Raw genomic sequence first — 14,097 nt, forward strand, 5'->3', positions numbered from 1 at the left:
AGAGATGATCGAACGGATTCGATTGACCAATAATGAAGAAGCTCTTCGTGTACTTCGGCTTCAGATGGATTCTTATCTGGTCGAAGCGAAGAGGATCGAATACGATGATATTCCGCCGTTGAAGGATACCATAGCGTCTTTAATGGAATCCAAGGAGAGGTTCTATGGCTATTTCCCGGAAGGAACGGATGGGGAATTGTCCGGGGCCATAGCCTACGAGAGAGAGGGCCAAACGGTGACGATCTGCCGTCTGATGGTCCGTTCCGACCGCTTCCGTCAAGGGATAGGCTCTGCCTTGCTGCGATTTATTGAACAGCAGGAGCAGGAGTGTACAAGCTTCTTCGTTACGGCGGCGGCCAAGAATGAACCGGCCATCCGTCTTTACACCAAGCACGGGTATGTGGAGGAAAGCCGCCGGGAGGTTGCTCCCGGCCTCGTCCTCTTACGTTTAATGAAGACCGTGCCCCGATAAATCCATTTGATAAGCTTTGTCAAACAGCCGGTGAAAACCGGCTGTTTTACCACATAGGGATCTTCAAGTTCTTTACAGCGTTAATACAATGTAAACAAAGATTCCTATTGGCATAAAAAGCTTCTGCTAAAGATGGATTCGACGACTTCTCCGAGAAGGCTTCAATAGAAGCTTTTTTTATTGGCTCAGCCTAGCTCAACCTAGAAAACAGTGCCTGTTTTCCTATCTCTGCGAGTAGACTCCGGAAAAACTACCTTGAAAATCCGGCTATTTTCATCATCCGCCGGTGCCGCAGTCAGAGGCATGGGGGGCTAACTGGATTTTATGAAGTTAGATACGCTGAATTAGACGATTTATTGCAATCTAACGGGAAAACATACAGCTAGTTCAGACCAAATCTAATCTTTTCCTCCCAATCCCCATTTCTAACTGCAGGTTTTCCATCTAGTTCCGGTTATCTGGTGATCAAAGCATGAACTAACTGCATAAATTCCATCTAGTCATCATGGAGGCGACGGATCTTTCAGGAACAGAATATGGTTTTGAGCCGTTTATTACTATAAGACTATCTTCTCAAAAGGGGCAACGGCTGTTTTTGCTGAAAAGGAGCGTTATCCGTCTTCATTGTGGGGGCCCGGGAGCGAATCATTTACCCGACCCGATCAAGACACTAAATCAACATTGCCTTCATAGGTTTGACAATAAAGATAGAAGATTGTATGGTTGCAGTTAAATGGTCATATGCTAATTTAGCGACTTAAGGCTGAATCATTACAAATATAAGCGGATTGCAAGTGATTTTGAAGAAAGGGGGGGTATTGTGGACCCGTGGCATATTGAACCGCTGGATTTAACCATCCGCCTCGTTCTCGCCCTTCTCCTGGGAGGGTTAATTGGTCTGGAGCGCGAGAAGAACAATCACCCGGCGGGCTTAAGGACTCATATTCTTGTCTGTGTCGGATCGGCTTTGCTCATGCTCCTCTCCATGTACGGTTTTTCCGCTTTTGTGGACGAAGGGAATGTTCGTTTGGATCCGGCGCGTCTGGCCGCACAGGTTATTCCCGGGATCGGTTTTCTCGGAGCGGGAACCATTATCCGCAACGGTTTTTCCATAACGGGGCTGACGACTGCAGCTTCACTGTGGGTAGCCGCGGCTATCGGATTATCGGTAGGGGCAGGCTTCTACTACGCGGCGTTTCTTTCTACGGCGGTAGTTCTGATTAGCCTGTGGACACTGAATATTGTAGAGAAGAAATATTTCGAGAACCGGCGAACCTATTGGCTGAAACTAGTGACGAACCAGAAGCACGGAACTCTGACCCATATCTCGTCCAATTTGGAGAGAAAAGGAATCACGATCCGTCAGATTTCGATGGAAGAAAACGATTGGGAATCGGAAGAGAATGCGGAAAAACATGAGCGGCTGACGCTGTCCATCCTTATTCGCGTCTCCAAGCCTTCCTTGCTGATCACCATTACCGAAGAAATGAAGCTCCTGCCGGGAATAGAAAAGGTCAGCGTGGAATCCGCTTAGAAGGCTCATTCGGATTCGCGTCTCCAAGCCTTCCTTGCTGGTAGCTTTGTGGAGTTAAATTGCTGCCGTGGATAGAAAAGGTTAGCGTGGACTCCGCAGTGCGGCAGGGATGAAGTTGGTTTAGACTGGGGGATCGGCCATTGATAAGAAAACAACGGGCTCAGGCAATCATTATCGACCGGGGCAAAATACTGATGGCTCGCCATTACGACCATTATATTTCTCAGTACTACTGGTGCTTTCCCGGGGGAGGAATAGAAGCCGGGGAAAGCCCGGAACAAGCGGTAGTGCGTGAGCTCAAGGAAGAGACGGGCTTATCCGTCCGCCCTTTGCAGTGTCTTGGTGTCGAAGTCTTCCCCCATATATGGCAGGGCTACGCTTCCACGATTACTTTCCTGGCAGAGGTTGCACAAGGCGAGCTTTCCCTCGGATACGATCCCGAGTATGAGGGCTGGGATATGCCATTTCTGCAGGAGGTTGGTTGGCGGCCATTGGAGGGCGAGCTTCTGAAACAAGTGGACAGGTTCCTCAGGGGCTTTACGATGTTCGAGGCTTTTTCGCCCTCTTGGTTAGAAGTCCGGCGATATTAGTAAGCCGGAAATAGCTTCTCCAAATTCGAGCACGATGTAGTGGCAGCGGTGTTGCTTCAAAACAAGCAAAAGTGCATGCTTATAGGGAGCGACCGATGCGCTGTACTGGATTTGTCCCGAAGACGAGCAATAGTGCATGTTAATATGGGAGCGTCAGGCGTGTTCTACCGACGCTGCTGCAAAGACAAGCGAAAGTGGATGTCTTCGCGGGAATTGTTCTAATGCGCAACCGACGAAGCGCCAAAGACAAGCAAAAGTGCAGGTCTTTTTGCGTAATTCCGGTAAATCTCGGGAATGACGAGCAAAAGTGCAGGTGATTTTCCGCAAAACGCTGAAAATTAATTAAAATGGCTGAATTTACCTGCACAATTGCACGTCTTTTGCTGTTTTTGGCTAAAATCGTTCTGAAGACCTGCACTTTTGCAGGTCCTTGATGGCCTTGCTCCTTTAATTGACGTCGTAACTTTAGAAGGTAAAGCAGGAGTGCGATCTGGTTTTGGAAAGAAAAGTTTGAAGGCCTTATTTTCAATAGGTTACTTTACTTGGAAATATTTACAAAATATTAGTGAATAATGCGTAATCAGGTCTAGTTTGAACAAAGTGCGAACCTATAGCTCACATGAAAACCCCGGGAAACTCGCACCGGCGTAACGACGCGGGTTTTTGGCATTTTTGCAGGTTTTGTCGGCAGTATGATCCTTACAAAATAGAGGTTCGCACTTTTAACTGTTTGAGCCCTTATGGTATGCTGGATTTGGCAGCACCCTGTCGCACTCTGTACGAGTGCGTGGATTGAAATTTGTCGCGGTCGTAGATGATATTCGGATCATAGTGTCGCACTCTGTACGAGTGCGTGGATTGAAATGCGTAGCCCTTGTTAGGATGCTGCTCTGATTCCTGTCGCACTCTGTACGAGTGCGTGGATTGAAATCACTATGAAAAAAGCCATCGAGTGGTTATTGTTTAGTCGCACTCTGTACGAGTGCGTGGATTGAAATTGGAGTGAATCGCTCTTAAGACGAATGAATAACAAGTCGCACTCTGTACGAGTGCGTGGATTGAAATACCCTCCCCCTGGGGGTATACTGGTAGGGGTACCGTCGCACTCTGTACGAGTGCGTGGATTGAAATCCGACATAGCCCGAGGAACCCTAGCAGAATTAAAGGTCGCACTCTGTACGAGTGCGTGGATTGAAATCGCGATCGTGATGGGAAACACTTGGATGAACTTGATCGTCGCACTCTGTACGAGTGCGTGGATTGAAATCGACGTGAGGGGAATTTGTCCTCCCCCTGCATCGTCGCACTCTGTACGAGTGCGTGGATTGAAATACGGATATGGGTATAAGGGAATCAATCCGCTTGATGGTCGCACTCTGTACGAGTGCGTGGATTGAAATGGGTCATCTGTGCCGTTGAATTTACCCTTGCCCTGTCGCACTCTGTACGAGTGCGTGGATTGAAATAATTAGCGAGTTGATGGGGAGGTGAGAATACGATGAAGTCGCACTCTGTACGAGTGCGTGGATTGAAATTCCTCCCCCTCTGATTTGGCACGCATTTTGTACTGGTCGCACTCTGTACGAGTGCGTGGATTGAAATATCGACCACAAGTCCATTATCTACCTTGAAGAGTTTCGTCGCACTCTGTACGAGTGCGTGGATTGAAATCTTTAAGGTTCATACACCGTCACCACTCCCGGTACAGTCGCACTCTGTACGAGTGCGTGGATTGAAATGCATCTTATCGGAGTCGGTCGCCAAGTTGCCGCTTAAGTCGCACTCTGTACGAGTGCGTGGATTGAAATGCACATGGCCGCGAGATTTTCGAGGGGCAAGCGGAGTCGCACTCTGTACGAGTGCGTGGATTGAAATTTCAGAAAACCGGTCGAAGTCTGGCAAGACGGTCGTCGCACTCTGTACGAGTGCGTGGATTGAAATCGGCCGCTTTTTAACGTAATTGTATGCGCCACTGGCGGGTCGCACTCTGTACGAGTGCGTGGATTGAAATATTATAAGGCGCTGTAAACGGTCCTATTTCGCTAGTTGTCGCACTCTGTACGAGTGCGTGGATTGAAATCGCAACTTCTGGCACTCGTGGCCCTCTTCGTCTTTCCAGGTCGCACTCTGTACGAGTGCGTGGATTGAAATGCAGACCGACACGGTCCGTATACCGAAATTGTACGTCGCACTCTGTACGAGTGCGTGGATTGAAATGTGACGTACTGGATCGATCGTCGTGGAACCGTAATATGTCGCACTCTGTACGAGTGCGTGGATTGAAATTATTGCTTTAAAGAGGGCTTTTGAATTTGATCGTTCGAGTCGCACTCTGTACGAGTGCGTGGATTGAAATGTATAGAGTCCGATTAGGCGCTGCTCGTTGCGTTGTCGTCGCACTCTGTACGAGTGCGTGGATTGAAATTTTGGTCATTGGGCTACCTCCATAGGTTTATTTGGGTCGCACTCTGTACGAGTGCGTGGATTGAAATTATTTCCTCATTTTTTTGATCAATGGTGTATATTTCAGTCGCACTCTGTACGAGTGCGTGGATTGAAATCAGCCAGCTGCGGGTGTTTTTCACGTAATTTATTGCAGGTCGCACTCTGTACGAGTGCGTGGATTGAAATTGCCATCCAGTCACAGGTGAAAAGGGATATTTTGATTGTCGCACTCTACGCGAGTGCGTGGATTGAAATAGAGAGGTCGGCAGCTCACCCGGGACGAAACAATGGTCGCACTCTGTACGAGTGCGTGGATTGAAATCGAAATTGGTCGTCCGTTAACGGTTCGCCGTAATTCGGTCGCACTCTACGCGAGTGCGTGGATTGAAATATAACAGCGCGACGCTCATACTCCTGAATGATGGAGCGTCGCACTCTATACGAGTGCGTGGATTGAAATATCATGCGCATGGCGTCCAGCGTATCCCAAACGCTCCCACTCTACAGAGTGTATCGACTGCTCGCCATTCGAATCAATCATAGGAGACTGCAAATAGTAGGGCTCCTTTTTTGTTTTTGTTCGTATTGGAAACGGTTTACAATTTTGTAACAAATGAAAGTGGGTATAATGGAGGAGTTTGTCTGGCTATGTCGAATGATAAATATAGGAAATTAATCCTATGAAATGGAGGGGTTGGTTTTTCTTTCTTTATATTCATAATTGCATTATTAGGATCAGCAATGAAAGGAGTGGGGTCAACTAAGTTGTCATTCATTGCAATTTGCTAACCCTTTTTAACTTTCTTAATAAACACAAGTCCATATTTATAAAATCGCTCCCCGCATAGAAGCATGACTTGTAACGTTTATGATAGCGAGCATTAGGAGGAGAGTCATGGGCTATATTGCGCATATTCGCGAAAGTGACGGGGCTATTCAAACGGTGCAGACGCATTTAGAAGAGGTGTCGAAGCTCAGCGAAAGGTTTGGCGGAAAGATAGGAGTCAAGCATTTAGCAGGGTTGGCAGGTTTGTTACATGATTTGGGCAAGAATAGCGAAGCCTTTAAAGATTACATTCAGGAAGCAGTAGCGAATCCGAATCATCCGCCACAGAGGGGGAGCGTTGATCATTCTACTGCAGGCGGGAAACTTATATATCAACAATTTCATGCAGGGGCAAGATCCGCTCTTGAACAACTGACAGCAGAGTGGATCAGCATGTGCATTCTTTCGCACCATGGCGGCTTACGAGATTTTATATCCCCTGATTTGTCATCGCCTTATTTAGAACGCGTGAAACAGAAGGAGATTCCGGAATTTGAGCATGCTATAGCGACTTTTTTCCAGCAACAGATGGGACCGGCCGAATTGGAAAGCTATTTTAACCAGGCTGTGCGTGAAGCGGAAACAATCATTAAATACAGGCAGCAGCACAAGCTGAAGCCTATTACCTTCTCTTTTATCCAAAAGTACATTTTTAGCTGCCTGATCGATGCGGATCGAACCAATACCCGAACATTTGAGGAAAATGAAGAGCAGGCAGAGCGTTCTTTGGATAGCGCTTCTTTTTTTAGGGAGTGCTATACCGCTTTAATGGAAACCATCGTTTCTTTTCGTGAAGGGAAAGATTCGGAACACCCCATCCATAGGCTCAGAAGTGAGATGTCGGATCAATGTGAGCAGTTCGCATCCAAACCATCTGGAATTTATACCCTGTCTATTCCAACCGGGGGCGGCAAGACATTAGCCAGTTTACGTTATGCTCTCAAGCATGCTATCGAATATGGGAAGGATCGAATCATTTACATCGTCCCCTACACAACCATAATTGAGCAGAACGCTGAGCAGATCAGAAAAATTTTGAAGAATGATCTAAACATTATTGAGCATCATTCGAACGTCATTGAAGAGCACGAGGATGGGAGCGGGGATGAAGCATACGACCTGAAGAAAAAGAAGCTCAAACTGGCCAAAGATAATTGGGAAAGTCAAATTATTTTCACAACGATGGTGCAATTTTTGAATGTGTTTTACTCCAGAGGGACCAGAAATGTACGGCGGTTACACAATCTGGCTAACTCGGTTCTGATTTTTGACGAAGTCCAATCGGTTCCTGTTAAATGTATATCTTTATTTAATGAAGCACTCAATTTCCTCAGCAGCTTCGGGCGATCAAGCATTGTGTTATGCACGGCGACACAGCCAGCGCTGGACTATGTGGAGAATAAATTGAAAATTCCAACAAATTCAGAAATGGTACAAGACCTGAAGCGCGTTAGCGAAAGCTTCAAGAGAGTTAATATTGTTGACAAAACGACTACAGAAGGCTATAACGCGAGCGAATTAAAGAAATTTATTCTGACTGAAATGGAAAAGGTAGATAGTTTGCTAGTCATTCTAAATACGAAAACGGCTGTGCGCAAGCTCTACGAAGAATTAAATGATAAAGCCGAACGGAAACAGCATTCCTACAAGCTATTCCATCTAAGCACGAGCATGTGCCCGGCGCACCGGAAGAAAGTGCTGGAAAATGTCAAAAGACAACTGGAGACGGACGGCCAAAGAGTCATCTGCATAAGCACACAACTGATTGAAGCGGGTGTCGATATTAGCTTTCAATGCGTCATGCGTTCGTTGGCGGGTTTGGATTCGATTGCACAGGCGGCCGGAAGATGCAATCGGCATGGCAAGGATAAAATTCGTAACGTTTATGTGATCAAATCTTCGGACGAAGAGTTGTCCAAGCTTAAGGAAATTCGAATAGGTGCTGAGAAAACAGCGCGTATTTTGGAAGAGTTTGCCCGCAGGCCGGAAGTATTCGGTAACGACTTGTTATCTCCTGAAGCAATGAAGAAGTACTTTGAGTACTATTATCATGATATTGAAGGTGAGTTGGATTATTGGATCCCTAATATTAGGCAGAATGCGTTTGACTTGCTGGATTTAAATAAAGATTATTCCTCTGGGCTGCAGCGTAAATCCGGGATGAATGTGCGGCTCGTCAGTAAACAATCTTTCGCTACTGTGGAGAAATATTTTCAGGTGATTGATCAACCTACCACTTCGGTACTTGTCCCATACAATGATGAGGCGAAAGAGATCATAGCCGATTTAAATGGTGAATTGGATAGCGGGCAGCTTACTTCTTTACTAAGGAGAGCCCAACAATATGTCATTAACCTTTATACCCATGAACTCAAGCAATTGGATCAAGCTCAGAATATCGATGTTTTGCTGCATGGTAATGTTTATGCTCTGAAGGAAGTGGCATATACAGACGAGATGGGGCTTGATTTAAAGGGAGAAGGAGTTTGGTCGCCTGAAATCATATGAGAATCCCTTCGGTTTAAATAGAAGGCTCTACTATTACGGGTGGTTTAGGAAATAGTTTTTCTTTTACAGGAGGTGCTCCTTTGCGGAATCAGATTGAATTTGAAGTTTACGGAAAATATGCGCTGTTTACCGATCCCCTGACCAAGATTGGCGGGGAGAAAATGACGTATCAAGTTCCGACCTACCAAAGCTTGAAAGGGATTGTTGAATCCATTTATTGGAAACCTACGATTATCTGGTTTGTGGATGAAGTGCGGGTCATGAATCCGATTCAGACCGAATCGAAGGGAATTCGTCCCATTGAATATAGTGGAGGAAATACGCTGGCCTACTACACTTATTTACGCGATGTTCGCTATCAGGTAAGGGCTCATTTCGAGTTTAACCTTCATCGTGAAGATCTGGAATATGATCGTAACGAGCACAAGCATCATAATATTGCCAAGAGGGCTGTCGCTGCTGGCGGGAGAAGGGATATTTTCCTGGGGGCTCGGGAATGTCAGGGCTACGTTGAGCCTTGTGTTTATGGCGAGGGGGAAGGTTTCTACGATAATTACAAGGGAGAAATTAACTTTGGCGTGATGGTGCACGGCTTAAATTATCCTGATGAAACGGGTAACCATGTGCTGGAAACGCGATTGTGGCAGCCGGTGATGAAGCAGGGCGTGATTAATTTTATTCGTCCTGAGGAATGTTCGCTAGTCCGTCCGATTGGCGAAATGTCGCCGAAAGCATTTGATTCATCCAATTTACAGTCTGTTGATGAATTACACCAAGAGATGTTTGCGGAGAAGGGGTGATTAAATGACTTGGCTGCGGCAATTATATCGAACCTATGAAAATAACACGGAAGTGATCGGGGAATTTCAGAAGAAGCATAACGATCAAGAATTTGCCCTTATTCCCGTATCCCATACCACCCAACAAGCTCAGATTGAAGTTTCATTGGATCAGGATGGAAATTTCGTATCTGCGAAGGTGGTCGACAAGAACGAGGCAAGCACCGTTATACCTTGTACGGAGGCTTCGGGCAGTCGAACAAGTGCACCTGTACCCCATCCGCTGCACGATAAGTTGATGTATGTTGCCGGGGATTATTTACAATATGGCGGTACCGCCAAGAAGACCAATCCCCACGAAGACTATCTGAAACAGCTGAAAGCCTGGTGCGATTCAGAGTATGCCCATCCGAAAGTTAAGAGCGTGTATACCTATCTTTGCAAAGGACAACTGGTTAAAGACCTGGTAGAGGCTAAAATTTTGTATGTGGATGAGAAGGGGCGTTTTATCGAAAAGTGGAGCAAGGAGCTGGAGGAGCAGTATGGGTTCAGACCCGACATCTATAGGCTGGTGACATCGAATCAAAGCGATGCCTTTGTCCGTTTTGCCGTAAATGTCATCGGAGAACCAGAGTCAAGACTATGGCGAGACAAAAGCGTTTATGAATCGTTCATTCGATATTACGAGAGTACCTTGCAAGTAAAGGATTTATGCTACATTTCCGGAGAAGAACGTTCGTCTACAGAAAGACATGCATCGCGGATCAGACATGCGGCAGATATGGCGAAATTGATTTCCGCGAATGATACGAGCGGATTCACGTTTCGCGGCCGTTTTAAACAAAGCAAAGATGCAGCCTCGATCAGCTATGAAGTTTCTCAGAAAGCCCATAATGCACTTAAATGGCTTGTAGAGAAGCAAGGGTATACGATCGACGGCAAAGTATTCCTCGTATGGGGGACCGACAATCATGAGGTTCCGGATCCGTATGCGGATACGACATCTCTTCATGGGATTTACGATGAAGTCGAACAAGCGACGGTTGGGGACCGGGCCCATCAAGCTTATGCCAATCAAGTAAGTCTGGCGATTGCGGGGTACAAGCATGATCTGGAATATCAGCCCGAAGTGAATATAATGATTCTCGAAGCAGCCACACCGGGACGGATGGCGATCGTTTATTATCGAGAGATGAATAAAGAATTGTTTCTTGACCGTATTGAAGCCTGGCATAAATCGTGCTATTGGCTGCATCGTTACAAAAAAGACGAGAACAACCAAATTCTGCAATTTAAAGGGGCGCCGGCGACAAGAGATATCGCATTTGCCGCTTACGGATCCAAGGCCAGTGACAAGATTGTCAAGGGATTAATGGAAAGAATGCTGCCTTCCATTGTGGATGAACGAGCTATTCCGCTGGACATCGTACGGAGCGCCATCAATAGAGCTTCCAACCCAGTTGCAATGGAAGGTTGGGAATGGGAAAAAACGCTGAGTATCACTTGCGCACTCGTAAGAAAAACATACGAGAAGGAGGGCTTTGAAGTGGGATTAGATGTAACGAACGACAATCGGGACTATTTATTTGGCAGACTGCTGGCGATAGCGGATGTACTGGAGAGAAGCTCGCTTGATCCCGATGAAAAAAGAGCAACCAATGCCATTCGCTATATGAATGCATTCGCCCAGCGTCCGCAAAGAACTTGGACGATCATCCAGTCTAATCTTCAACCGCATCAAGCGAAATTGGGAGCCAAGCTGAAGTATTTTAATTCATTGCTGGATGAGGTAGGTTCCATGCTGAAGCCGGAGGATTTTACAGATAAACCGTTGAGTGGCTTATATTTGCTAGGTTTTTACAGTCAGAGACATGATCTATATAAAAGTAAAAAAGAAAAAGAAGCTGAAAAAGAACAAGCTGAAGAAAAAGGAGAGATATAAATGAGTGTTCTGGATCGAAAAATTGATTTTGCTGTAGTGTTGACGGTTCGTAATGCTAACCCGAACGGAGACCCGCTTAACGGGAACCGCCCTCGTCAAAATTATGATGGTCATGGCGAAATTTCGGATGTATGCATTAAGCGGAAAATTCGCAATCGCCTGCAAGATATGGGGGAATCGATTCTCGTGCAATCAGATGAGAGACGTGATGACGGTTATCGCAGTATTAAAGATCGTGTGGATGGTAACGAAGAATTACAGAAATATGCCAAGGGGAAGACGAAGGATAATATTTTGTACTCCAAAATCGCCTGTGAGTCATGGATGGATGTTCGCAGTTTCGGACAAGTATTCGCCTTCAGTGGCTCGGAGGTGTCTATTGGCATCAGAGGCCCGGTATCGATCCATACGGCAGTAAGCCTCGAACCGATCGATATATCCACGATGCAAATTACGAAGAGCGTTAATTCCACAACGAACACGAAAGATCCCGATAAGAAAACCTCCGATACGATGGGGTTGAAGCACAGGGTGGATTATGGGGTCTATGTTTTCTACGGCAGCATAAACCCGCAATTGGCGGAAAAAACAGGATTTACATATGAGGATGCTGAGAAAATTAAGCAAGCGCTGATTACTTTGTTCGCCAATGATACTTCTTCTGCTCGTCCTGACGGAAGTATGGAAGTGAACAAAGTGTACTGGTGGGAGCATAACTCCAAGCTAGGCCAATATTCGTCTGCCAAGGTACATCGTACTTTAGGTGATGTGCTCAAGGAAGGATATAGCGACACTTTAATTCCAAATAAGCTGGAAGGTCTCGAAGTAGAAGTCTATGAAGGTTTATAACGAAGAAGATTATTTGCTGCTCTCTGGCATCCAGCATTTTATCTTTTGCCGAAGACAGTGGGCACTTATTCATATAGAACAACAATGGGAAGAAAATGTACTAACTATTGAAGGTCAGCATATGCATCAGCGGGCAGATCAACCGATGATCCGTGAAAAAAGAGGAGACAAGCTGGTCGTCAGGGGACTCCCCGTACATTCCAAAAGGCTAGGTGTAACCGGAGTTTGCGATGTTGTTGAATTCGTTCGGGATCCCAAGGGCATTTCTTTAGCGGGCGAGGAAGGACTCTTCCTCCCCTTTCCCGTTGAGTATAAACGAGGGAAACCGAAGAAAGATCATTCGGATATCTTACAATTGACCGCCCAAGCGATTTGTCTGGAAGAAATGCTGCTTTGTGAGATTGAGATAGGGTTTCTTTTCTACAATGAAATTAAACACAGGGTTGAAGTACCCCTTACAGCCGAATATCGTCAAGAAGTGGAAAGCCATTTTGCTGAAATGCGTCAATATTTTCTCAAAAATCATACACCGAAAGTAAAGACGGGTCCGCACTGCCGAAATTGTTCGCTTCAGCATATTTGTGTTCCTGAACTCATGCACAAGAGATCCGTTGCCAGCTATATTGAAGGGAGGTTAAGGGAATGAAAAAGTTATTAAACACTTTGTTCGTAACCCTGCCGGATGCCTACCTTTCACTAGACGGAGAAAATGTTGTAGTAACCGTAGAAGGAGAAAAGCTAAGGCGAGTCCCGCTGCATAATTTAGAGGCGATATGCACTTTTGGCTATACCGGGGCAAGCCCCGCACTGATGGGGGCCTGTGCCAAAAGAAATATTGCATTTACTTTCATGACGAGAAATGGAAATTTCCTGGCGAGAATGACTGGAGAAACAAGAGGAAATGTCGTCTTAAGAAAGGAACAATACCGCATATCGGATGATGAAAAGAGAAGCGCTATTGCTGCCAGAAACTTCATTCTTGGAAAAATATACAACAGTAAATGGATTTTAGAGCGCGCGACAAGAGATCATCCCTTGCGAGTCAATGTGCCTAAACTGAAGTCGGTTTCCAGTGTGTTATCGGAAGCTATGCTATTGGTCCGGGAAGTTGAGGATTTGGAACGGTTAAGAGGGTTGGAAGGGAATGCGGCAGCGAATTATTACTCCGTATTTAACGATCTTATTCTTCAGCAAACCGAGCATTTCGTCTTTCAAGGCAGAAATAAACGACCGCCGCTGGATAATGTGAATGCTTTGTTATCTTTTGCATATACCTTGCTTGCGAATGATTTGAAATCCGCCTTAGAAAATGTCGGGTTGGATCCATACGTAGGGTTTCTGCACCGGGATCGTCCGGGAAGAGCCTCGCTCGCTTTAGACATCATGGAGGAGTTAAGGAGTGTCTATGCGGATCGTTTTGTCCTGTCATTAATAAATAAGAAAAGGATAACCCATAAAGGATTTTATCGGAAAGAAAACGGTGCGGTCATCATGGACGATGAAACGAGAAGAACCGTCTTGGCTGCGTGGCAAGAGAGAAAGCAGGAGAACATTCAGCACCCTTACTTAAATCAGAAGCTGGCATGGGGACTTGTCCCTCATGTCCAAGCCTTGCTGCTAGCAAGATATATTAGAGGAGATTTGGATGAGTATCCTCCTTTCTTATGGAAATAAGTTCGCTGAATGAAACCATATGGAAGTAGGTGATTGGTTGCTTGTTATCATTACTTATGATGTGAACACCACGACCAGCGAGGGAAGAAGGAGGCTTAGACAGGTCTCGAAAAAATGTTTAGACTATGGGCAGAGGGTACAAAACTCTGTATTTGAATGTATTGTAGATTCAACGCAATTCAGGAAGTTAAAATACGATTTAGTAGCATTAATCGATCCAAAGACAGATAGCTTGCGCTTCTATCAACTGGGTGACAACTATAAGCGAAAAGTGGATCATGTCGGAGCTAAAGAGTCTTTCGATGTGGAAGGTCCGCTTATTCTTTAAGTGCGAATGTGAAGCTCTCATAAAATCTCTGGGGGATTCGCACCAGTAAAATGGATGATTACGGGAATTTTATTCATGACCTATGCACTTCGAGGTAATCCTTGGTAAATTTCCGGTTTTGGCGTAGTCCAAAGAAGCACCAAATAATGC

The 14,097-nt window shown here is 45.7% G+C and carries 10 protein-coding genes and 1 CRISPR repeat array; all 10 genes read left to right on the plus strand.

Annotation, left to right across the window (positions count from 1 at the left end):
• Positions 1–4 precede the first annotated feature (4 nt).
• The 10 genes from FS806_RS16775 (at position 5) to cas2 (ending at position 13,947) form a co-directional block, all read left to right on the plus strand.
• Positions 5–472, plus strand: coding sequence for a GNAT family N-acetyltransferase (locus FS806_RS16775; protein WP_144938947.1), 468 nt, complete (start codon positions 5–7; stop codon positions 470–472).
• A gap of 817 nt (positions 473–1,289) precedes the next feature.
• On the plus strand, positions 1,290–2,006 hold the full coding sequence (locus FS806_RS16780; RefSeq protein ID WP_144938949.1) for an MgtC/SapB family protein: 717 nt from the start codon (positions 1,290–1,292) through the stop codon (positions 2,004–2,006).
• Positions 2,007–2,146: 140 nt separating this feature from the next.
• On the plus strand, positions 2,147–2,596 hold the full coding sequence (locus FS806_RS16785; protein ID WP_260982133.1) for an NUDIX domain-containing protein: 450 nt from the start codon (positions 2,147–2,149) through the stop codon (positions 2,594–2,596).
• A gap of 767 nt (positions 2,597–3,363) precedes the next feature.
• A CRISPR array of direct repeats spans positions 3,364–5,501; the repeat unit is 32 nt; unit sequence GTCGCACTCTGTACGAGTGCGTGGATTGAAAT.
• A gap of 435 nt (positions 5,502–5,936) precedes the next feature.
• On the plus strand, positions 5,937–8,375 hold the full coding sequence (gene cas3, locus FS806_RS16790; RefSeq protein WP_144938951.1) for a CRISPR-associated helicase Cas3': 2,439 nt from the start codon (positions 5,937–5,939) through the stop codon (positions 8,373–8,375).
• An 80-nt stretch (positions 8,376–8,455) separates the two neighbouring features.
• Positions 8,456–9,175 carry a type I-C CRISPR-associated protein Cas5c gene (gene cas5c, locus FS806_RS16795; RefSeq protein WP_144938952.1) on the plus strand — a complete coding sequence of 240 codons (720 nt, stop codon included), beginning with the start codon at positions 8,456–8,458 and terminating at the stop codon, positions 9,173–9,175.
• A gap of 4 nt (positions 9,176–9,179) precedes the next feature.
• Positions 9,180–11,096 (plus strand): type I-C CRISPR-associated protein Cas8c/Csd1, encoded by a 1,917-nt coding sequence (cas8c, locus tag FS806_RS16800; protein ID WP_144938954.1) that lies wholly within the window; start codon positions 9,180–9,182, stop codon positions 11,094–11,096.
• Positions 11,097–11,945, plus strand: coding sequence for a type I-C CRISPR-associated protein Cas7/Csd2 (cas7c, locus tag FS806_RS16805; RefSeq protein WP_144938956.1), 849 nt, complete (start codon positions 11,097–11,099; stop codon positions 11,943–11,945).
• Entirely contained in the window at positions 11,932–12,591 is a 660-nt protein-coding gene (gene cas4, locus FS806_RS16810) for a CRISPR-associated protein Cas4 (protein ID WP_144938958.1), read from the plus strand. Before cas7c ends, cas4 begins: the two co-directional genes overlap by 14 nt.
• Positions 12,588–13,619: a type I-C CRISPR-associated endonuclease Cas1c gene (cas1c, locus tag FS806_RS16815; RefSeq protein WP_144938960.1), complete on the plus strand. Its 1,032-nt coding sequence runs from the start codon at positions 12,588–12,590 to the stop codon at positions 13,617–13,619. The genes cas4 and cas1c overlap by 4 nt, the downstream gene beginning before the upstream one ends.
• A 37-nt stretch (positions 13,620–13,656) precedes the next feature.
• Positions 13,657–13,947 carry a CRISPR-associated endonuclease Cas2 gene (gene cas2, locus FS806_RS16820; protein ID WP_144938964.1) on the plus strand — a complete coding sequence of 97 codons (291 nt, stop codon included), beginning with the start codon at positions 13,657–13,659 and terminating at the stop codon, positions 13,945–13,947.
• Positions 13,948–14,097 lie beyond the last annotated feature (150 nt).

The sequence above is a fragment of the Paenibacillus sp. 32O-W genome, assembly GCF_007679495.1.
GTDB lineage: Bacteria > Bacillota > Bacilli > Paenibacillales > NBRC-103111 > Paenibacillus_L > Paenibacillus_L residui.

Bases quoted from the DNA above. Each gene is read 5' to 3' on its own strand.
- FS806_RS16775 (WP_144938947.1), top strand. From the start codon at position 5: ATGATCGAACGGATTCGATTGACCAATAATGAAGAAGCTCTTCGTGTA.
- cas3 (WP_144938951.1), top strand. From the start codon at position 5,937: ATGGGCTATATTGCGCATATTCGCGAAAGTGACGGGGCTATTCAAACG.
- cas8c (WP_144938954.1), top strand. From the start codon at position 9,180: ATGACTTGGCTGCGGCAATTATATCGAACCTATGAAAATAACACGGAA.
- cas7c (WP_144938956.1), top strand. From the start codon at position 11,097: ATGAGTGTTCTGGATCGAAAAATTGATTTTGCTGTAGTGTTGACGGTT.
- cas4 (WP_144938958.1), top strand. From the start codon at position 11,932: ATGAAGGTTTATAACGAAGAAGATTATTTGCTGCTCTCTGGCATCCAG.
- cas1c (WP_144938960.1), top strand. From the start codon at position 12,588: ATGAAAAAGTTATTAAACACTTTGTTCGTAACCCTGCCGGATGCCTAC.